This is a genomic window from Pseudomonas sp. GW822-FHT06B12, assembly GCF_058799675.1.
Genome location: NZ_JBXALR010000001.1, coordinates 464,977 through 486,158 on the forward strand (window position 1 = coordinate 464,977; position 21,182 = coordinate 486,158).

Genomic DNA, 21,182 nt, shown 5'->3' on the forward strand with positions numbered 1-21,182 from the left:
CGACCGTCCGATCATGGCCTGGGTCGGTTGTTGCCGTTTTTGTGCCAGCACTTTTTGTGCAGAGAAGGGCGGTGAGTTCCCGGTTGTGGAACATGGAGACTCGACTTGAAGCAGGTCTGATCCAAGCGTCGCTCGCATCCCCCGACACACAAAACGGGCGCCTTGAAGGCTAATGCCAGTCAGTTAAGAGATCTCGGGGCAACGTATGACCCGTAGCAGCTGGCGAAGCCTGCGTTCGGCTGCGAAGCAGTCGTAAAATCATGCCATGCGGTCCTCCAGATCGACCGGGGAGGCAGGATTCACGACTGTTGCACAGCCGAACGCAGGCTTCGCCAGCTGCTACGGATTGCGTACTGACTTAACTGATCGGCATAACGCCTTCAAGGCGCCCGCCTTCATTCACTCCGCCGCCTGCGCCCGCAAGCGTCTGCCGATCACATCCATCAAATCGCACCCATCGCGCAACGGAATGGCCAGCAGCTTGGCGAAGTCGGCCAGCACCACCGTGTCGCTCTCGATGTCGGCACGAAAAGCGATATTTTCCAGCACCTGAGTGACGGTGCGAATGCGGTAGTCGGCGGTGGCTTGCAGCACGTCGAGTGGAGCTTGGGTGTCGATGAGCAGGGGGGTTATCTGCTTTGTACCCACAGCGCTCGATCATCCAATCGAGTCTACCCACGCACTTCGAATGTCACTTGGATTATGGGGTAGCTCATTAATGAGCACTGCCGCCTCATCGCCTCGGTTATAGAAAGCAACAAAATCGCCAGTTTCAAATGTCACTTTGAAGCCGACTAGGCAGCATGACGAATCAGGCCATGTATCAACGAGCCCTTTGACATCGGTAATGAGATTTCCTGCAAGGTGTTTAGCTGAGAGGTTGGCCAGCAGGTTTTCTTTTTTCCATGTGCATATTGATCCTGCTTCAATTTCAAAGGAGGTCGGAATCGTTAGAGGAAGTAGATCTGCGCCAACGCTTTCACCGTCGCTCAGCAAGTACATCGAGACCTTTAACTGTTCGTCGCACTGCCATTCAATGTCACCTGTGTCGTCAGTGTCTTTTGCACCGTTAAAGTAGTACTGAGCATTTGAGAGCGCTGCTAACCGCTTGCCTACTAAGATTCGTGCGTTGCCGAGATCCTGGGCATTCCTGTCGAGATTTGCTGTATAGCGATAATTCACTGGTAAAGCCTGGGCGTGTTGAGCGGAAGATAGAGAAGAGAGGATGCTGGCTCACTCATTCACGTCGAGGATGAATGCCAATCGCCAAGACAATGCATGCACTGTTTGGCTTTCCAGGTTCTCAGATGGCCACCACACAATGGGCAATGTGCGACCTTGACCAAGCACTCGGACCTCATTCGGTGTTTGTAGTATTGCGACAGCACGTCTGGATCGACGTTTTCCATTTCGACTATTTTCGCTAGGGCTGCATGCTCGTCTGCCTTCAATAAAGGTCCCACAACGGAGAGTGTTTCGACAGATGGGCAATAGGCAGTGATCCTCTCGCCGCATCGATCGCAGAGCCGGTGGCCGTAATCCAGCTTCATTGGGTTACCTGGGGTTATTTGTCTACTTTGCAGAGGCTAACGCTGTCTCGAGTCAGTAGCAATTCGGCTACCTCGACTCGAAGCTCGTCTGGCCTTAGAGTCACTTGCATCCCTCCCGACAAACAAAATGGGCGCCTTCAAGGCGCCCACTCTCATTCACTCCGCTGCCTGCGCCCGCAAACGTCTACCGATTACATCCATCAAATCACACCCATCGCGCAATGGAATCGCCAGCAGCTTGGCGAAGTCGGCCAGCACCACGGTGTCGCTCTCGATGTCGGCACGAAAAGCGATATTTTCCAGCACCTGAGTGACCGTACGGATTCGGTAGTCGGCGGTGGCTTGCAGCACGTCGAGTGGGCTTGGGGTTCGAGAGTAGGGTGTAATCTACTTTCGTCCCAAAACGACCCAGTGGTCTAAGGGATGGCAGCGCATTGGCCGTCATCCCCACAGCCAGCAGCTAGAGTTTACTTGATCCGAAGCTCCGACGTATCTAACTGGAACTCCTCGTCGAGGCCGAGTTTCTTCATTATTGCGGGCAAGACTTGATGAATTATCCTCATTCCGACTAAGAGTTCGTTCATATATACATCTGGGTGTGCCCTTGACAAGTTGAAGCCGAGGCTCTCGGCTTCAGCTTCATGTCCGAGTTTATCGTCGGAGTCATAAACCAGATCAAGAAGTTCCGCTCTTAAGGGAACGCCGGAGCGGAAGGCTCTATCCTTGACGATTGTGAGCCATTCCTCATAATCCTTTATGACTTGGTACCTGAACTCTCTGATCTTCGGTGCGAAATCTTGACTCTCTTCAATCTTGCAAGCAGCAAGCGATATTAGGCATGATTCAATATTGCAAGCGGGTGTGTCGAATAAATTCAGCTCGTCATCGTGCATCAATTCGGATAGATACGCAGCGTAAAATCCGTACACGTTATTAAGCGATTTATAGATTTTATAAATGAGTGCTGAATATGGATTTTCGTAAATTAAATTCCAGAGATCATCGCTATCGGTTTCCTCATAATCAATGTCTAGCTCCTTGGGGAGCTCTTTTGGAAGAGTGACTCCCATTTCTCTGAGCACATCGAAAGTGTTCCAACACAAACTTCCCACTTCGTCCTCTAGTGGATAGGTGTTGTACCCAGTCTCTGCCTCTTCTTGTGCTACCCCAGCAAGATAATGGATAAGCCGTTCCCATTTTATAGCTTCCCCCAAAGATCCTGCCCAAAGGACGAACGAGGGATCTTTGTCGCCGATATTCACGATTGACCTAAATTTTTCCTCCATTTCTCGGGACATGTGCTCGCCCTTCTTCCATTTGCTGATTTGGGTCGGTGATACCCCGACGCGAATGGCTAATTCTTTCTGGCTGCAAGACAAGGAGTCCAGCGCCAGTTGTACAAAAGCTTCGCTATCCATTCCTTGATACTCCTTTTAGGTGGGTGTTTAGTAAACTTTATCTGATCGTTAGGAAATCAAATTTCAGTGAAAAAATAAAGTAAATTAAAAATAAATTTAATAAATCTGGCTGGCGCCCCCCTATCCAGAGAGAGCTAGGGCGCCCCAGTTGCACATTCAGCAGGCTGTTGCTGCCTGTAGTCTTGGGCGTTTTTTGGTCTGGCTTGCCTTGCCGTGAAGGCCCGACGGCTTTTCTAAAGGTCATTGGGCTACGCGTGTGATACCGGTTACCACATTTACTGCCTCGACTTGAAGCAGGGCTTATCCAAGCACCGACTATGGTCCACCGACAAACAAAACGAGTCCCCCAAGGCACCCGTTTTCATTCACTTCGACGCCTGCGCCCGCAAGCGTCTACCGATCACATCCATCAAATCACACCCATCACGCAATGGAATGGCCAGCAGCTTGGCGAAGTCGGCCAGCACCACCGTGTCGCCCTCGATGTCGGCACGAAAAGCGATATTTTCGAGGACTTGAGTGACCGTGCGGATGCGGTAGTCGGCGGTAGCTTGCAGCACGTCGAGTGGGGCTTGGGTGTCGATGAGCAGGGAGGCCGGGATCAGGTCGATTCCGGTGAGGGGCATGTATCTATCCATGGGTGGAACTCCGAATCAGATTTAAAGGACTGATCCGATCGATAGGTCGCCAAACCTAGTCGCCATATGGGCGACTGAGCGGACTATAAGCTTCATCCAATAGGGGGGCAAGGTGAGGGATTCTGAGGATGCTGTAGGATCTGTATTGATGCGGCCCCGGACCTTTCATGTCGACAGATAGAGCCACATCGCGCATAGGTTTCGCAGGGCAGAGAAGCTATACTCCTGCGCCATGCACACTCCAGATCATATCCGCGAATTGCTCAAAACATGGGTCGCCAAGACCATGCCTCATGCTGAAGACGATGTTTTCATCGGAGAGCTTTGCTTCATCAACAAAGCAAGGCGCGCGGACCTTGTACATGCCAATGGCCAGCTAACGGCATTCGAAATAAAATCCGCATCAGATAGCCTGTCCAGGTGGGAAGGGCAGCAGGAAGCTTATCTCACGTGCTTTGATCAGGTTTGGCTTTGCTGTCATTCCAAGCACATAGAAAAAGCGTTTGGTGCCACTCATAGAAGCGTTGGGATTCTTGTGGTTGACGACCTTGGATCTATCGCTGTGGTCAGGAAGGCAACGCACAATAAATTGCGCGATAAATTCACGCTTACAGGTCTTTTGTGGCGATCCGAGTTAGATGAGATTTGTAAAGAATTCAAAGTAGAAACGAAAAGCGCTATGAAAATAAAGGAAGTGCGCCTCGAAGTCGCAGAGGCGCTAGAGTGGGAGTTGATTCGAGATAAGGTTTTAAGCAGGCTTAAAGCTCGTTACTCGGCAGGTCAGAGTATGTCGTCAATGGAAAGAGCGTTGCCATCATCTTCGTGTTGAAGAAATTGGAGCGTTGCGCAAATGTGCTGGTTGGCTCTAAGGCCATTCCATACTCCGTTGTTTCCATATCGCTCATTGGTTTGGCTTATCCGTCCATATTCTCTGGTTGCCCAGCAAAAATCGTCGCCATGGTAGTCGGGTAGTTGGCGGATATCTCTGGCTAGCTGGACGTAATTTTCGAACTCCTTGTCTCTTCCCAATCGTTTCAGCCACCATTCGTTAGGTACGTAATAACTAGCGAAGGGTATGACGGCCATGCCTTGAATGTACTCGACTGCGGCGCCAGGGTTGGTGCCTGCATAATCACCATAAATTAAATTTATTGAGTCGTTCAGTTGTTTGGCTTCAGCTTGCCAGACAATGTCGTGACATAGGGCGGTGCTGGAGCTTCCAGACTGAGGCTTTTGACTTGGAAAGGATGAACTGACAAGCGCTACACCACGCACCTCGTAGTTATCCAGGGCGGATAAACTGTGGTCGAGTGTGCCGCCATTTATGGTGGATATTGGAGATCTCTCTCCAAAGTCTAGAATCACAAGTACATTTTCTGGATTGGGTATGGCATCCAGAATATTCAGGGCTCTGTCCCAACTTGGGCCTACGATTTCAGAGGAGCAAATAACCCTGATTGCGATGGTATCAAAATCTGCTAGTAGTAGTCTTGACTGCTGGATGATGTCTCGGGCGTTGTCAGTGTCTAACCAAGATACGACGGGTATTAATGAGTTGTTTTGAACTTTTATCTCTGCAAACCAATTGCGTTTATTTTCGAAGTGATTGTTAGGGCTGTGCAGGTTTCTTTCACCTATCACGTCACTGGCAATATCTAACGGAGATCTAGATATGTCCATCAAGTAAGAGTGGTCACCCCATTCAGCGAGAAAATCATTAAGGTGGCGTGCCATGCCTCTCATGTTGAGAAGAGGGGATACTAACGCTTTACGAGCATCTTCCAGATTGATCAGTGCTTTTACATCGTTTTGGCCTACCTTCATACACGGTATGTAAAGCATGCGTACCTTCCTTTGGTGGATGTGAACCCGGAGGGGTTGGATTGAGCGTAGATCTCTTTTCCGTAACCGAAATATCAGTGATGTATCTGCGTATTTCTGATTGGTTTATCCGGGCGAGGTGTAAACGGTCGGTCCCGATTATTTGTGTTCATTACTCATTCCACCCTCCCGTAGAATCCCGTCACGGCATCCCCACCCGAGACGGAACCTCCATGCAAACCCCAACCACCCAACGCCCCCTCTGGCAAACCTACCTCCTGTTCCTCGCCCCTATGGTCCTGTCCAATTTCCTCCAATCCATGTCAGGCACAATCAACAGCATCTACATCGGCCAAATGCTCGGCACCGAGGCCCTGGCGGCCGTGTCCGGCATGCTCCCGATCGTGTTTTTCTTCATCGCCCTGGTCATCGGTCTCGGCGCGGGTGCGGGCGTGTTGATCGGTCAGGCCTGGGGCGCGCGGGAGCCGCAGATGGTCAAGGCGATTGCCGGGACGACGTTGCTGTTGGGGGCGATGATCGGATTGGCGGCGGCGGTAGTGGGGAGTGTGTTTGCGCGGCCGGCGTTGCAGGGGTTGGGCACGCCGGTGGATGTGCTGGATGATGCGGTGGCGTATGCGCAGGTGATGATGTGGATCTTGCCGTCGCTGTTGGTGTTTGTGTTGTTCACGCAATTGTTGCGTGGGGTCAGCGATACGCTGTCGCCGCTATTGGCGCTGGTGGTGTCGACGTGTGTCGGGCTGGCCCTGACGCCGGCGTTGATTCTCGGCTGGTTTGGGTTGCCGCCGATGGGGATTCAGAGTGCGGCGTTTGCCGGGTTGGCGGGTAACCTGTCGGCGATGGGGTTGTTGGCGTGGCGGTTGCTTCGCAAGGGGCATCCGTTGGCGCCGGATCGGGCGTTTTTTGCGGCGATGCGGCTGGACATGGAGATCCTCGGCAAGGTGCTGCGCATCGGCCTGCCCACGGGGTTGCAGATGGTGGTGCTGTCGCTGTCGGAGTTGGTGATTCTGGCATTGGTGAACCAGCACGGTTCCCAGGCGACTGCGGCGTACGGGGCGGTGACGCAGATCGTCAATTACGTGCAATTCCCGGCGCTGTCGATTGCGATCACGGCGTCGATCCTCGGCGCCCAGGCCATCGGGGCAGGGCGCATCGAGCGCATCGGGCCGATCTTGCGCACGGGGTTGTTGATCAACGTGTGGCTGACCGGTGGCCTGGTGGTGCTGGGTTACCTGCTGTCGCACTGGTTGCTGGGGTTGTTCCTCACCGATCCATCCACCCGGGCCATGGCTGAACACCTGCTGCACATCATGCTCTGGAGTCTGTTGGTGTTCGGCTTCCAGGCGATCATCGGCGGCATCATGCGCGCCAGCGGCACGGTGATGGTGCCGGTGGCGATTGCGATCGTGTGCGTGGTTGGGGTGCAGTTGCCGGTGGCGTATTTACTGGATGCGCGGTTCGGGTTGCAAGGGGTGTGGATGGCGTTTCCGGTGGCGTATCTGGGAATGCTGATGCTGCAGACGGCGTATTACAAAATCGTCTGGCAGCATCAGAAGATCGAGCGGTTGGTGTAAGACGGAGCCAGGCTCCATGCCCGAACGAAGAACCCGGGCATGGGCCTACAGGACGAAATCCAGCCTCGCGTCGATCAATGCCCGCCCACCACCAGATGGCTGAACGGCGCCACATACGCCTGCAATGTGACTAGCCCACCGACCAGAATCGCCAGCACGATGGAGTGGAAAAACACGTAACGCAGGATTTCCCCTTCATGCCCATACCAGCGGGTGGCAGTGGAGGCGACCACGATGGATTGGGCGTCGACCATCTTGCCCATGACCCCGCCGGAACTGTTGGCGGCGGCCATCAATATCGGGCTGATGCCCAGTTGTTCTGAGGTCACCCGTTGCAAGCCGCCGAACAGCACGTTGGACGCCGTGTCCGAGCCGGTCAAGGCCACGCCGAGCCAGCCGAGCAGGGTGCCGAACATCGGGTAGAAGATTCCGGTGGCGGCGAAGGCCAGGCCCATGGTCGCGTCCAGTCCGGCATAACGGGTGATGAAACCGAGGGCGAGCATGGCCGCGATGGTGATCAGCGAATAGCGCACCACCCACAGCGTTCGCAGGTATTGGCTCACCAGTTGCGGGATGGAGTAGCCCATCAGCAGTCCGCCGAAGATCGCCGCCAGCAAGATGCCGCTGCCGGTGCTGGTGAACCAGGTGAATTTGTAGATCGCTTCCTCAGGCTTAGGCTGCGGCACCACGGGCGGAACCTTCTCGACCTGCAAGTGCAGGGTGGTGAAGGTCAGGGCCGGCGCGAAGATCGGGTTTGCCTCGCGCATTGGCTGGCCCTGAGGGTCGAGTTTGGCCGAATGGGTTTGCGCGTCCATGGCCGGGCGGGTATCGAACATGTTTTTGAAGCCCTGGGTGCCCCAGGCGAAGACGAAGACTGTGAGGATGATCCAGGGCATCCACGCGCGCATGACGGCGGGCCGGGTATCGCTGGCGAAGGTCGCACTGGCCAGCGGTTTTTCGTCCTGGGATTCATCTATTTTTGAGTCGTCGACTCGCCCCGACAAGGCGGCGGAGGTGTGCACGCGGGCGGGTTTCCAGACCTTGAGGAAACCGGTCAGGCAGGCCATGGAAATCAGCGCGGCGATCACGTCCACCAGCATCGGTCCGTGGTAGTTGGACACGAAGAACTGCGGCACCGCGAAGCTGACCCCGGCCACCAGAATCGCCGGCCAGATTTCCAGCATCTTGCGCCAACCGGCGAAGGCCCAGATCAACCAGAACGGCACCAGCACCGAGAAGAACGGCAGCTGCCGGCCGACCATCATCGACAGTTCCATTTCATCCAGCCCGGTGACCTTGGCCAGGGTGATGATGGGCGTGCCCAGGGCGCCGAATGCCACCGGCGCAGTGTTGGCGATCAACGCCAGGCCAGACGCGGCCAGAGGCGAGAAGCCCAACCCGATCAGAATGGCCCCGGTCACCGCCACCGGCGTGCCGAACCCGGCCGCCCCTTCGAAGAACGCACCGAAGCAAAAGGCGATCAGCAGCAATTGCAGACGGCGATCGTCGGTGATGCGTGCGAGGGAATCTTGCAGGACTTTGAACGAGCCGTTTTCAGTGGTCAGCCGATGCAGGAAGATGATGTTAAGCACGATCCAGCCAATCGGTAGCAGACCCGTGGCGGCGCCTAACAGTGCGGCGGAACCGGCCATGTTCGCCGGCATGCCGAAGGCAAAGATCGCAATCAGCAAGGCCGTGCTCAGCGCCAGCAATGCTGCCAGATGCGCCTTCACATGGAAAAACGCCAGGGACGTGAGCATCACTACCACCGGTAACGCCGCCATGAGCGTCGAGACCACCGGGTTACCGAAAGGATCGTAGACTTGCTGCCAGACCATGTTCCACCTCTGCTTCTTATTGTTGGCAGTGCAGGCCCCAAGGGGGGAGGTGAAATTGAGTATAGGTGGCATTGCGCGGCGGGCTGGCAGGCCTGCGCGTGGCTGAAATCGGGGATGCAGGCTCCCGTGGATGGCGAGTCATAGGCTCGACCATCCACCGTTGCCGAGTACAAGCAACGCTCGTTACACCCAGCGGGGGCCGATCACTGATGTGCGTCGTACACCGTTAGTGATCAGCAGGTGCCTCAGCTTGAATGAGGATTGCTTGGGCCAGATCTGCGTCGCTGGCCTTGAGGTCTGGATGTTCGAGTCGAATCCGTTTCAATTCCGACTCCAGATAGGCGCCGCGAATTGTGCCTCCACTCGCCACGAAGCTGGAGGCGTCATCGCGGGCGGAAACGACCAATTTGTGGTCCTTGAACGTTGAGTACAGCGATGCGGAAACCCCTGCCGAGGTGGCGACATCGCGCGCATCCACACGGGCCAGGGCCGAACCAAAGGGCAGACAAAGTATTAGCGAAGAGATGAGCAGTGTGCGACGCATGACGGCGTCCTCCGAAAGGGTGAAGCAACCAATGTGTTACATATTTTTGGATGTGTGGCGTCAGCCAGGAGTTCCCTGTCGTCGGCATATCCGCGCACAAAGCGCAGGGGATTGCGCGCATGGTCGCGTTGATGCGCTGCGGTAATTGCTGCCTGCGGTCAGTCTGTTGGAATGATTGGCCTATTACGGTGTCGACCCAATAGCGGAGTCGCAAACATGACTCGGTCAGAAGGTTCGACCATGCGCCTGATATGGATAGCCACCTGCCTCGCAATAGCTCTTCTCGGGGGACAGGTGAGAGCGGCCGATCAGGCGCAAGAAAAGGAAGCGGCGGTGGACAAGGCGCAGGTCCTGGAACAGAAAACTGCAGAGCAGGGCAGTGTGGCACCTGTGTCCAAGGCCGAGACGATCACGCCTTCTGAAGCGCAGGCGGTCGATCCGGCAGGCAAAGCACCTTTGAAGGATGCAATCACCTGCCTTTCACGCACTATTTTCTGGGAGGCGAAAGGCGGAGAGTCGGCCGACATGGAAGCCGTCGCCAACGTCGTGTTGAACCGAATCGGCCATGAGGGATTTCCAGGTACCGTTTGCGAGGTGGTCAAGCAAGGCTCGGAAAAGCATGCCTGCCAGTTTTCGTGGTGGTGTGATCGGCGTTCGGATCATGCGGACGAGGACGCTCCCTACGCGGCAGCCACGGAAATAGCGCGTAAAGCGCTTAATCACCAACTCACGGACCGAACCCATGGCGCCATGTATTTCCATGCCAGGCACATGAAGCCCGCCTGGGCCAGGAAATACATCAAGACCGCCGAGACCAAAAAATTTCTGTTCTATAAGCCGCATGACGGTACCGCACGATAGGCGCGTTTGTGCAGACTTCGTCAGGATGCAAACGTGGCGAAGCACCTCGCGCAGTGCCAGTATGCGTGGCAGTTATCGGCATTTTTCGGGTGCGCAACATGGACACCTCCGAGCGCTTGTCATCACTGACCGCCAACCGTCTTCGGGCCTTGCACCGAGAAGGTTTCGTGGTGTTGCCTGGTGTGCTGGATAGCGCCCAAATTACCACGCTGCGCAATGCTATCGATGGCCTGAAACCCGAGCACTGGGACTACAGTGGCCTGCTCGATCATTACAAGTGTGTGTTCAACCGCGACCCGTTTTGGCTACCGTTCCTCGACCTGAGCGGGATCATCGAACTGGCCGAGGCTGCGCTGGGAGACGATTGTCACATCATTGGCCAGACCGCCTGGCGCTGCCATCCCGGTTTCGTCGGGGCCGAACTGCATCTGGATTACCTGGTGATGGAGTTGCCGCAAAGCCTGCTGGCCGACCCTGCCTTCGAAGTACCGATGCAGATCTGCACCGCGCATTTCTACCTCGACGATATCGACGCCGATCTCAGTCCCACTCGGGTGATTCCCGGTAGCCACCGAGCCGGGCGGCCGCCTGCTCGTGGCGAAAACCAGTGGCATGGCTGTACGGCGAAGCCGGTGCTGTGTCGGGCCGGCGACGTTCTGATGTTACGCAGTGAGTTGTGGCACGCCGGTAGCGACAACCGAACCCTCGACCGCACGCGCTACCTGTTGCAGGTGCACTACGGCCGGCGCATGGTGGCGCAGAAGTTTTCGCCCTACCTGCACTGGCACTTCAACCCCAGCGTGCTGGCTGCCGCGACGCCACGTCAACGGCGCCTGTTGGGAGAGCATCAGGAAGCGGAATACGACTGACCTGTTTTCGCGACAGCCTGCATAGCGGGTGTCTCACGCTCCAGGTGGCGTCATTTGTAGATCGGTACTGAACCCGACCCGGACCGCTGTCGGGCCTCTGCTTGCAGACGTTTGCCCAACTCTGCAATTTTTGCTTCCCCGGCTTTCAACGCTTCCAGGCTGGTGTGCACGGAGTAATTACCCATCTTCAGGTCGTGCGGGTGAGGAATGGCCGAGCCCAGCACAAACACCGCGTCTTGCTGATCCCCGGCCTCAAGTTTCAACGCACCATTACCTGGCTCGAAGACGACGAGTTCTCCGGCCTGGATAAGCTCCGGCGAATGAACCGTACCCCGACTGACACTGAGCCAAAGCACTTCGTGTCCAGACGGTGGCTGGTACTCCCAGCGTTGGCCAGCAGCCAGTGTGACCAGTAGATAATTCACACCTGAGGGCGCACGTACAGGACTGCGAATGCCCTGATAGTCACCGACGATGACGCGCGCCGGCCCAACTTGTGGGATGGCAGATGCTTCCAGATACTGGCTGTCGACAGGTGCGTTTTCCAGGTCGGCGGGCAGCGCGATCCAAAGCTGAAACCCCTGAATCCGCTTCGAGGTGCCGGCAGACATTTCTTTACCATGCCAGACACCCGCGCCTGCACGCATCCATTCGACTCCGCCGTAGCCAATCAGTCCGGTACCTGCGTCCGGATCGTCAAAACGCAGATTGCCTTCAGTGATCACGGTAATGGTCGCGATCCCTGAATGGGGATGCAGCGGCATGTTGCCAATAAACGAGGTATCCGCTGCGAACAGATCGAGAAACACAAACGGCTTGAGCAACTGACCCAGGTCCGAGGGACTCATGAGCCGAACAATGGGGCCGTGCCCATGACCACGGGTGCGCAGGCTGATGTCGCGCGAGGTATCGTTTTGAAGAGTGGTAAGGGGATTCAATGTCGCTGTTGAAAGTGTCATGTCGCACCCTTGCTGGATAGCGTTACGAAATTAGGGCAAGCGTATCCCGCCGGTTATACGTTGATAAGCGGGTATAATTGGCTTGAACTCGTCCATTTTTGGAAGTAATACGGTGCCGGATCTCAATGAAGTTGCGATCTTGCGCGAGCGTTTGCGTACCGGGCGGTTGATCCAGGTTTTACCTGACGCCTGTCGACACGAAAAAGCCCGCACAGGGCGGGCTTGGGAAATTGAGTAGGTGACCGGTGCTGGTCTCCGGCTTACAAGGTTTATCAGGACTCTGACAGAACAGTTTTGTGCTGCTCTGCTTCACACGGCATAAGGGCTGGATCTCAGCGCGGAGATCTTTCTAACCGTGTACCCTTCGGAACGCGCCCCACGTTTCCTCGCTATCCTCTTGCGCATCAGTCTGCGTCTTCACCTACATGTTCAGAATAGCAAAAAGTTCGAAGCGCAAGCCGGACTTTTTAGACCGTTTTTATTCATGGGGGAGAGCGGCAGGATGGAAAAATGCTATCGCCAATAGGCTCCTAAAACCAGGTCTCCATCTGCGCTCCAAATTGCCAGTTCCCGCCAGACTTGAAACCCTTCTGACCAAAATCGTCTGTTGCGCTGAAGTTATCGAGGTCCCTGGACCAGTTCATGTAAGTGGCGAACAGGCGCAATTCAGGACGAGCGAAGAAGTCTCCGGTTTGCATCTTGAACGTGGGCGCGAACGTGAGTTTCCAGTAGTCGCCATTGGCTGTTTGTCGACCCTTGTAGCCAAGCGCATTCAGGTCCATCGTCTGCCAGCTCAGCTCATATTGCATTTCGAAGTTGCTGGTCAGTTCGTTGGCCAAGCGCATGTTGAGCGTCACATAGCGATAGTCGTCGCCGGGGACATAGCGATCCTTGCTGTGCTCGGCAATCATCGTCGGTGCGATGCGCCAATCCTGATTCAGGCGAGTATGGCCATAGAGCGCCAGTCGCACTGTCTGAGCCTCGTCCAGCAGGTCACCGTCGGCACCGATGTTGTTGACCTCCGCCCCCAACCCCTTGCCATACAGCAGCGCAGCTTTGAAGTAGCCCTCACGGCCGAAAAAATCTGGCCGATGGTAGGCGAGCATGCCATGCGCACCGCTTGCGGCGGGGCTGAACCCTGCCTTGTTCACCCGGGAATCTGTGGCGAATGCCTGTTTGCTCTTTTCGTTCAGGCTGGCGTCGTTCTGGCCCGAGGAAATGCCATTGAGCATGATTTGCCAGCGCCCCTCATCAAAAAATTGATTGAGGGTGGCGACATAGCTCCTGATGTCCTTGTTTTCCTCGGTACCGAAGTCGCCGTAGGAGCGGCTCATCAGCGATGCATTGATGCGCCAGTCATCGGTCAGGCGCACGTCGTAGATACCACCGCCGGTCCCGGCAAGGAACACGATCCCCCTGTCGAGCCAATGAATGTCGTAATTATCCCGATCAAAGCGCTTGCCAGCCCACAGCGTTGCATCGCGCAACAGCGGGCTATCTCGAAAGGAAGCCAGATGGTCCAGTTCGGCGTAGACCTGCCGCACATTGAGCGAGCTTTCAGCCGCCGTCCAGTCGTTAGGCGTTTCCACCCCATCAGCGAGCATCAGCGTGTATTTGGAACGCGTACCGTTGCTGTCCTGGTCAGTCTTTGAAAACTTCGCCTCCACGTAGGTATCGACTTCATTGCCAAGCCTGCCAACGGCCCCACCTACGGAGCCGGCGGGGGTCACGTAGGGGCCGCCATGACCGGCACCTGATCCGTTGGTCATTATCCCGGAGCGGGCATATCCACCGAAGGTGAAGCCATCGCTCAGAGGCTTGGTCGAACTGGCTGAAGACGCGGCCGTTGGGGGAGGGGTTTCAAGGACCTGCTGGTTCGCCTCTATCCGGGCAACGCGCTCATTGAGGGAAGCTTGAGCGGTCGCCGGCGGGGGAATCGCGATTTGCTGATTGAGTTGCTCGACTTCCTTGCGCAATCGAGCTGCGTCAGCTTCTGCCAGCAAGGCTCGGGCCTCGGCGACGGAGGTTCTGGCTTCAAGCCTGGCAAGACGTTCCTCAATGCTTTGCACCGGTGCGGCGAGCAGTTGAGTGGAGAGAAAAAGCAAAGAAATGCCAGCCAAAGGCCGACAGACCACAGCACTCATAGGTAACCCTCTTGTTTTTGTATTCGGGTACTGCAAAGACCTGTTGAACAGATCCTTATCCCCACCCCTGGTACTCGGATCCACTTGACAACGAGCAGGGAGAGGACGCGTAATGCATCGCGATGTTAACGTTAACTTAAATAAAAACAAGAGGGTCGTCACATGCAGCTATCAGTCAAACGTGAGTACTGGCTCATCAGTGGTTTACTGTTTTTCTTCTTTTTTTCGTGGTCATCCAGCTACTCGCTGTTCTCGATATGGCTTCATCGAGTCATCGGTCTGAATGGAACGGAAACCGGGTTTATTTTTGCCGCCAACGCTATTGCGGCACTGCTGATTCAGCCGTTCTATGGCGCTCTTCAGGATCGGCTTGGTCTGTCGAAAAAACTGCTGGTATGGATTGGTGTACTGCTCTGCGCCGCGGCCCCCTTTGCGATCTACGTATACGCCAACCTTTTGGCCCAGAACGTGGTGTTGGGGGCCATGGTCGGCGCGGCTTTCCTGGCGTTTGCCATGCTCGCGGGCGTGGGTGTCATCGAGTCCTATACGGAGCGACTGTCGCGTCACGCGGGTTTCGAGTTTGGCACCACCAGAATGTGGGGTTCGCTGGGTTGGGCGAGTGCGACAGGCGTCGTTGGTGTGGTCTTCAACATTGACCCGAACATTGCGTTTTACATGAGCAGTGCCGCCGGGGTCGTGTTCTTGCTGATCCTGTTCCGCCTGGATCTGAAGCGCTTCAACAAACCAGAAGCGCAAGCGGGTGGCGAAGCCAGCAAACCCGTGCGGCTTAACGATCTCTGGAAGTTGCTGACACTGCCGCGCTTCTGGGCGTTCAGCTTGTACCTGACCGGGGTTTGTGGAATCTACATGATCTACGAACAGCAGTTTCCCGTGTATTTCTCCTCGTTTTTTCCAACCCCGGAGGAGGGCACCCGGGCCTATGGCTACCTGAATTCATCCCAGGTTTTGCTCGAAGCCGTCTTGATGTTGTTCGCGCCATGGGTGGTCGGCCGTACAGGCGCCAAGTATGGATTGATCCTGGCTGGCAGCATTATGTTCGTCCGTATTCTTGGCTCCGGATTGGCAACGGATGCCTGGACCATCGCCGCCTGCAAGATGTTGCACGCCCTTGAAGTCCCCATCCTGCTGGTCTCGGTATTCAAATACATTTCGTTCAACTTTGATTCGCGGCTGTCGGCCTCGATCTATCTGGTGGGATTCCAGTTCGCCCAGCAATTGACCGCGATGCTGCTGTCGCCACTTGTGGGATACGGCTACGACCATGTTGGTTTCTCAAGCGTTTACGTAGCGATGGCTGGCCTGGTAGGCAGTTGCCTGCTGCTGTCGTGGTCGTTGTTACGCGCGGACCCTGCCCGCCAATCATCCCAGGCAAGAGCTCTTGATTCGATAGAACTTCCTGCCATGGCTCAATCAGCCAACCGTTACGAACCCTAGTAAGGATCAAGCCATGCACGCTGCATTGCTGGACGAAGCGCATCGCGCCATCGAAAAAACACTCCCCGAACGCGGCAACGACTATCGCCTCGGCTATCACCTGTCGCCCCCGGCCGGATGGATGAATGACCCAAATGGGCTGGTCTATTTTCAAGGCGAATACCACGTGTTCTACCAGCATCATCCTTACTCGGCGCAGTGGGGGCCGATGTACTGGGGCCACGCCAAAAGCCACGATCTGGTGCATTGGGAGCATCTGCCGATAGCGCTGGCCCCCAGCGACACTTACGATCGAGACGGTTGTTTTTCCGGATCGGCTGTCGTTGCCGGCGATACGCTTTATCTGATCTACACCGGGCACACCTGGTTAGGGGAGCCGGGTGATGACCAAAAAATTCACCAGGTCCAATGTCTGGCCAGCAGCACGAATGGCCTCACGTTCACCAAGCATGGGCCTGTGATCGAAACGCCACCGCATCCGGATATCATGCATTTCCGCGACCCGAAGGTCTGGAAGCGCGCAGACCAATGGTGGATGGCGCTTGGCGCTCGTCAAGGGGACGACCCGCAGCTTTTGCTCTATCGCTCCGAGGACCTGCATCATTGGGATTACCTCGGCTGTGCCCTGGACGGCCAACGCGAGTCTGACGGTTACATGTGGGAGTGTCCGGACGTATTCGAACTGGATGGATGCGACGTTTTTCTGTACTCGCCGCAAGGTCTGAAGCCTAGTGGGTACGACAACTGGAACAAATTCCAGAACAGCTATCGATTGGGCCGACTGGACAACTCCGGCTGCTTCATCGAGAGCAGCCGGCTGCGCGAGCTCGACCACGGTCACGATTTTTATGCCGCACAAACCCTGCTGGCTCCGGACGGACGCCGCTTGCTCTGGGCATGGATGGACATGTGGGACAGTCCTATGCCGAGTCAGGAACAGCACTGGTGTGGGGCGCTGTCGTTGCCGCGTGAAGTCAGCCGCGACGGCGACCGGCTACGCATGCGTCCGGCACGTGAGCTGACAGCGCTACGCCAGTCACGACAAACGCTGGACATAGGGAAGCTCGAGTCGCAGCACCGTACTCTTGACGTTCGTGGTGCTCTGCTGGAGTTTGAGCTCGAACTGGACCTGGCCGGCAGCACAGCCGAGCGCTTTGGTTTGGCGCTGCGCTGTAGCGAAGACCAGCAGGAACGGACATTGCTGTATTTCGATGCCATGGCCCGCCGCCTGGTACTCGACAGGCAACACTCGGGAGCTGGCGTGAGCGGTGTTCGTAGCGTACCTGTGACGTCGGAGCAAACGCGGATCGCTCTGCGGATTTTCCTCGATCGCTCGTCCATCGAGGTTTTCGTCGACGACGGCGCCCATAGTCTGAGCAGCCGGATTTACCCTCGGCCCGACAGCCTTGTTGTCAGCGTTTTCGCGGTCAATGGGGTGGGGGTGTTCGGGGAGATTTCTGTCTGGAGCCTGGCCGATCTAAAGCTCTGAGCACCCCAGGCATACCATTCGTGCAGCTTGCTGCCGGGCATCGTGTTGTCATGCTTTTGCCAAGCATGACATGATGCCCGGCCAGACAAACAACGGCACCCGCGAATGGCTTCAGTTAAAGATGTCGCACGGCTGGCGGGGGTTTCCTTCATGACCGTTTCCAGGGCACTCAACACCCCGGAAAAACTCAACCAGGAAACCCTGACGAAAGTTCGTCAAGCGGTCGAGGCCCTGGGATACGTCCCCAGCCTTTCTGCGCGCAAGATCCGTGGCGGTCACTCCAGTGGCAAGACCATTGGAGTCTTCGCGCTTGATACCGCGACAACCCCGTTCGCCGTAGAAATGCTGCTTTCAATGGAGCGCACGGCACGAGAAAACGGCTGGAACGTCTTTATTCTCAACGTGTTCGAGGCTCCGCCGAGTCAGCAAACCATCGACCTGATGCTCTCGCATCAGCCCGACGGGATCATCTTCAGTGCCATGCAGCTTCGTACCGTCGAGATTCCCCAGGTGCTCCGCAGCCTGCCGCTGGTACTCAGCAACTGCATGAGTTCAGAGCCAGGCGTGGCCTGTTACGTACCCGATGACGAAGACGGTCAGTACCAGGCCGTACGGCAGGCGCTGAAGCGTGGCTACCGGCATCCGTTGTGCATCAATCTGCCGCAAAGCAGTCTCGCCTGGGAGTTGCGTCAGCAGGGATTGGTTCGCGCCCTCGCAGAGTCCGGTGTGTCCCTGAACAGTGTTCCCCAATACAACCTGTCGACCGATGACGCCTATGAGGAAACGGTTGTAGCGCTGGAGCAGCAATTGCGGGGGGCGGATGGAAAGCCGGCCTTCGACCTGCTTATTTGTGGCAACGACCGCATTGCGTTGGTCGCTTATCAATATCTGCTCAGTCGCGGTCTGCGCATTCCCGCCGAGGTGGCGGTACTTGGTTACGACAACATGATCGGCGTTGCCGAGTTGTTCTATCCACCGCTGAGCACCGTGCAACTCCCGTATTACGAAATGGGCCGCCGTGCCGCTCAGCACTTGATCGAATGCAGGAATGAACCCTCTATCCATAGGGTTTCGTGCCCCCTCGTGGACCGTAAGTCCTGGTGACAGCTGCCACGGCTGAAAGGCTCCCCCTTGCCATTACAACCCGGTATCGGGTGGCGTTATCCGTGCCAGCATCACCGTATATTCTTCCGCTGCAATTTGACGAAATTTCATTCGGGTGATGGCCTGACGTTGTAGGTCATTGTCATCGGGGAAAAGGCGGATGGCCGCGTTCTGGACGATCGCATCGGGTGCCTCGATCCGCGGAAACGGTCCGTCGTACTTTTCGGGGGAGTACTCGGTTGGCAGCGCTGGGATATCGAGTGCCCGCACCAGCAGGAAAACCGGGACGACATCTGCAAGCCCCACCGGAAGTAGCCTGGCCGCGTTTTCCCCCAGATGGCGCCGCACGATAGCCTGGGAGCCCAAGCGCAAGGTGAACCTGAAGGGGAATCCGCTGCGGATTGAAAGCAATACCGGATCAGCCGCGGCAACCTGCTCGATCGAGTTGATGCCCTCTGACTCCAGCGTCGCAACCACAGGCAGTGTCACGCCTTCAAGGACAAGCAACTTGTCTGAACTGCCGTCCCTCTTGTCCTGGTCGGTGAGTTGGGGAAAGCCCAGTCTTCGCACGACCTTCATCAGCGGATCTATCGGCAAGGTACCCAAAGCAAAGGCGGTGACGATGTGCAGGCCATCTCCAGCGCCGGCATTCATGATCACCAAAGCAAGAGGAATGGCCAGAAACAGGCGCAGGGAGTACCAATACACATCGGAAATGTTCAGTGATTTGCGTCGGATACTGAGGACCGAGTCGCTCACGACAAACATGAAAGCCCCCGCCAGCGAGCTAACCAGCAGTGGAATCCCGAGCTTATACACGCACGCCACTTGAAGCGTGTGGTCGCAGTTCGGGATGACATAGTTGGAGGCGACCAAGGCTGCCGCGGCATAAGCCACCAACAAGAGAATGATGAAAGGCACAATAAACGGCACCAATCCATATTGCTCATGGTAGATCCGCGCAAACAAACGCTCGCACAGTTCCGGGTTGTTGTCGGAGCAGGCTCTCCAATCGTCCACCGAGCCGTTCTGACTCAGCTTGCCTTCGTCCTGGAGTGAATGAATGAGACTGGTCGACCAGAAACGTTGCAGATAGGCCGCCAGGGCACCGCCCTTCAAGCTGTTCTGGAATTCGCTGTAGCGGGTAAACCAGCCCAGGCTCAGAAACATGATGAGTGGGGCGCCACAGATCACCGTGGCGAAGGCAGTGAGTACCACCACCAGATGCAGGATTGCGCCATCAAGTCCGACCACTTCCACCATGAACAACCGACCGACACCATTGATGAACAACAGAATCAGCGCAAGGAGCAGGGCCCGTTGCCGTGGTCTCAGGTGCGACTCTTTGAACAGATAAGTCCTTTGCCTACCACCGTAAGGCTCTTCCATGGGCTTACTCACCGGACTTCTCCTGACGACCTGATGTATTTCTACGGATAACGCTAGCAATGGAAACAGGTTCGTCCAGAATGTCACCGCCCCATGTTAGGTTGTTTTTGAATAACGCCAATTTCCGACTGGAAACAGCGGCTCAAATCATCGAGGGTATGCTCTCGATCCGCGATAGGCCCGGACAGTGAGGTCGATGAATAGGCCCGCCACCGTGACGCTTTGGTTTTCCCAGCGTCTATGACTTTTATAGCCAGTATTGGCTCTCGGCATCTTGGAAGAGGGAGATATTTATGATCGTTAAACCGCGCGTTCGTGGTTTTGTTTGTGTGACTACCCACCCCACTGGCTGCAAAGCCAACGTCAAGAATCAGATCGACTACGTCCGTGCACAAGGACAGATCACCGATGGGCCAAAGAATGTCCTGGTGCTTGGTGCATCGACCGGCTACGGACTTGCTGCACGCATCACGGCGGCTTTTGGTTGCGGTGCCAAGACACTGGGTGTGTTCTTCGAGCGTGAAAGTGTTGAGGGCAAACTCGGTACCGCCGGCTGGTACAACACCGCGGCCTTCCATACGTTTGCCGAATCGGAAGGCCTCTACGCCAAGAGCATCAACGGTGATGCGTTCTCCGATGAAGTCAAGCGCCTGACCATCGAGACCATCAAGCGCGACATGGGTAAGATCGACCTGGTGGTCTACAGCCTCGCCGCACCGCGTCGTACCGATCCGAAAACCGGTGAAGTCTACAGCTCGACGCTCAAGCCGATCGGCAAGTCGGTTACCCAGCGTGGCCTGAACACCGACAAGGAAGAGGTCAACGTGACCACCTTGGCCGAAGCGACCCAGGAAGAAATCGACGGTACCGTCAAGGTCATGGGTGGCGAAGACTGGCAGATGTGGATCGACGCCCTGCACGAAGCGGGCGTTCTGGCCGAGGGGGCGAAAACCACTGCGTTCACTTATCTGGGCGAAAAGCTGACGCACGACATTTACTGGAATGGCTCCATTGGCGCGGCCAAGAAGGACCTGGATCAGAAAGTCCTGAGTATTCGTGAGCGATTGGCAGATCTGGGCGGCGATGCGCGGGTCTCGGTATTGAAAGCGGTAGTGACCCAGGCCAGTTCGGCGATCCCGATCATGCCGCTGTATCTGTCCTTGTTGTTCAAGGTCATGAAAGAGCAGGGCACACACGAAGGGTGCATCGAGCAGGTCTACGCGCTCTACAAAGACAGCTTGTTCGGCCATCCTCCTGTCATGGATGAAGAAGGGCGTCTGCGCGCGGATTATAAGGAGTTGGCGCCTGAAGTTCAGGACCGCGTCAAGCAACTCTGGGATCAGGTCAGCAATGACAACCTTTACGAACTCACCGACTTTGCCGGTTACAAGGCGGAGTTCCTGCGCCTGTTCGGCTTCGGGATCGAAGGGGTGGACTACGAGGCTGATGTCGATCCGGACGTCAAGATCTCCAATCTGGTTCAGGCTTAAGTCTCAAGAGTAGGAAAGAAG

19 protein-coding genes are annotated in these 21,182 nt (G+C 56.2%); 8 read left to right on the plus strand and 11 right to left on the minus strand.

Features of this window, described 5'->3' with window-relative positions:
- Positions 1-399 precede the first annotated feature (399 nt).
- The 5 genes from AC1RKH_RS02265 to AC1RKH_RS02285 form a co-directional block, all read right to left on the minus strand.
- Positions 400-648: a hypothetical protein gene (locus AC1RKH_RS02265; protein WP_493060928.1), complete on the minus strand. Its 249-nt coding sequence runs from the start codon at positions 646-648 to the stop codon at positions 400-402.
- 9 nt (positions 649-657) lie between these two features.
- Complete coding sequence (locus tag AC1RKH_RS02270) at positions 658-1,182, minus strand: hypothetical protein (RefSeq protein WP_493060929.1); 525 nt, start codon at positions 1,180-1,182, stop codon at positions 658-660.
- Positions 1,183-1,706: 524 nt separating this feature from the next.
- On the minus strand, positions 1,707-1,937 hold the full coding sequence (locus AC1RKH_RS02275) for a hypothetical protein (RefSeq protein WP_493061371.1): 231 nt from the start codon (positions 1,935-1,937) through the stop codon (positions 1,707-1,709).
- A gap of 80 nt (positions 1,938-2,017) precedes the next feature.
- Entirely contained in the window at positions 2,018-2,968 is a 951-nt protein-coding gene (locus tag AC1RKH_RS02280; protein ID WP_493060930.1) for a helix-turn-helix domain-containing protein, read from the minus strand.
- Between the two features lie 365 nt (positions 2,969-3,333).
- On the minus strand, positions 3,334-3,606 hold the full coding sequence (locus tag AC1RKH_RS02285; protein ID WP_493060931.1) for a hypothetical protein: 273 nt from the start codon (positions 3,604-3,606) through the stop codon (positions 3,334-3,336).
- Between the two features lie 232 nt (positions 3,607-3,838).
- Here AC1RKH_RS02285 and AC1RKH_RS02290 point away from each other — a divergent pair, with 232 nt between their 5' ends.
- Positions 3,839-4,435 carry a sce7726 family protein gene (locus AC1RKH_RS02290; RefSeq protein ID WP_493060932.1) on the plus strand — a complete coding sequence of 199 codons (597 nt, stop codon included), beginning with the start codon at positions 3,839-3,841 and terminating at the stop codon, positions 4,433-4,435.
- Here AC1RKH_RS02290 and AC1RKH_RS02295 read toward each other — a convergent pair.
- Positions 4,387-5,448, minus strand: a complete 1,062-nt coding sequence (locus AC1RKH_RS02295; protein ID WP_493060933.1) for a beta family protein — start codon at positions 5,446-5,448, stop codon at positions 4,387-4,389. The two genes, AC1RKH_RS02290 and AC1RKH_RS02295, sit on opposite strands and share 49 nt — an antisense overlap.
- Positions 5,449-5,660: 212 nt before the next feature.
- Between AC1RKH_RS02295 and AC1RKH_RS02300 the strand changes: the two genes are divergently transcribed.
- A complete protein-coding gene (locus AC1RKH_RS02300) occupies positions 5,661-7,019 on the plus strand; it encodes an MATE family efflux transporter (RefSeq protein ID WP_493060934.1) in 1,359 nt (452 codons plus the stop codon).
- Positions 7,020-7,093: 74 nt separating this feature from the next.
- Here AC1RKH_RS02300 and AC1RKH_RS02305 read toward each other — a convergent pair whose 3' ends face one another.
- Positions 7,094-8,857: an L-lactate permease gene (locus AC1RKH_RS02305; protein ID WP_493060935.1), complete on the minus strand. Its 1,764-nt coding sequence runs from the start codon at positions 8,855-8,857 to the stop codon at positions 7,094-7,096.
- A 226-nt stretch (positions 8,858-9,083) separates the two neighbouring features.
- Positions 9,084-9,401 carry a DUF2388 domain-containing protein gene (locus AC1RKH_RS02310; protein WP_493060936.1) on the minus strand — a complete coding sequence of 106 codons (318 nt, stop codon included), beginning with the start codon at positions 9,399-9,401 and terminating at the stop codon, positions 9,084-9,086.
- Between the two features lie 240 nt (positions 9,402-9,641).
- Between AC1RKH_RS02310 and AC1RKH_RS02315 the strand changes: the two genes are divergently transcribed.
- Both AC1RKH_RS02315 and AC1RKH_RS02320 read left to right on the plus strand, forming a co-directional pair.
- On the plus strand, positions 9,642-10,262 hold the full coding sequence (locus tag AC1RKH_RS02315; RefSeq protein WP_493061372.1) for a cell wall hydrolase: 621 nt from the start codon (positions 9,642-9,644) through the stop codon (positions 10,260-10,262).
- A gap of 98 nt (positions 10,263-10,360) precedes the next feature.
- Positions 10,361-11,131, plus strand: a complete 771-nt coding sequence (locus AC1RKH_RS02320) for a phytanoyl-CoA dioxygenase family protein (protein WP_493060937.1) — start codon at positions 10,361-10,363, stop codon at positions 11,129-11,131.
- Positions 11,132-11,181: 50 nt separating this feature from the next.
- Here the strand turns inward: AC1RKH_RS02320 and AC1RKH_RS02325 are convergent, their stop codons facing one another.
- Positions 11,182-12,090: a pirin family protein gene (locus AC1RKH_RS02325; protein WP_493060938.1), complete on the minus strand. Its 909-nt coding sequence runs from the start codon at positions 12,088-12,090 to the stop codon at positions 11,182-11,184.
- A gap of 530 nt (positions 12,091-12,620) precedes the next feature.
- Positions 12,621-14,234, minus strand: a complete 1,614-nt coding sequence (locus tag AC1RKH_RS02330) for a carbohydrate porin (protein ID WP_493061373.1) — start codon at positions 14,232-14,234, stop codon at positions 12,621-12,623.
- Between the two features lie 162 nt (positions 14,235-14,396).
- Between AC1RKH_RS02330 and AC1RKH_RS02335 the strand changes: the two genes are divergently transcribed.
- The 3 genes from AC1RKH_RS02335 (at position 14,397) to AC1RKH_RS02345 (ending at position 18,282) form a co-directional block, all read left to right on the plus strand.
- Complete coding sequence (locus AC1RKH_RS02335) at positions 14,397-15,689, plus strand: MFS transporter (protein WP_493060939.1); 1,293 nt, start codon at positions 14,397-14,399, stop codon at positions 15,687-15,689.
- 13 nt (positions 15,690-15,702) lie between these two features.
- Entirely contained in the window at positions 15,703-17,178 is a 1,476-nt protein-coding gene (locus tag AC1RKH_RS02340) for a glycoside hydrolase family 32 protein (RefSeq protein ID WP_493060940.1), read from the plus strand.
- Positions 17,179-17,283: 105 nt separating this feature from the next.
- A complete protein-coding gene (locus AC1RKH_RS02345; RefSeq protein WP_493060941.1) occupies positions 17,284-18,282 on the plus strand; it encodes a LacI family DNA-binding transcriptional regulator in 999 nt (332 codons plus the stop codon).
- Positions 18,283-18,315: 33 nt separating this feature from the next.
- Here AC1RKH_RS02345 and AC1RKH_RS02350 read toward each other — a convergent pair whose 3' ends face one another.
- A complete protein-coding gene (locus AC1RKH_RS02350; protein WP_493184039.1) occupies positions 18,316-19,683 on the minus strand; it encodes a hypothetical protein in 1,368 nt (455 codons plus the stop codon).
- A gap of 281 nt (positions 19,684-19,964) precedes the next feature.
- On the opposite strand from AC1RKH_RS02350, the gene fabV reads away from it, so the two are divergent.
- Positions 19,965-21,161, plus strand: a complete 1,197-nt coding sequence (gene fabV, locus AC1RKH_RS02355) for an enoyl-ACP reductase FabV (RefSeq protein WP_493060943.1) — start codon at positions 19,965-19,967, stop codon at positions 21,159-21,161.
- Positions 21,162-21,182: the final 21 nt, after the last annotated feature.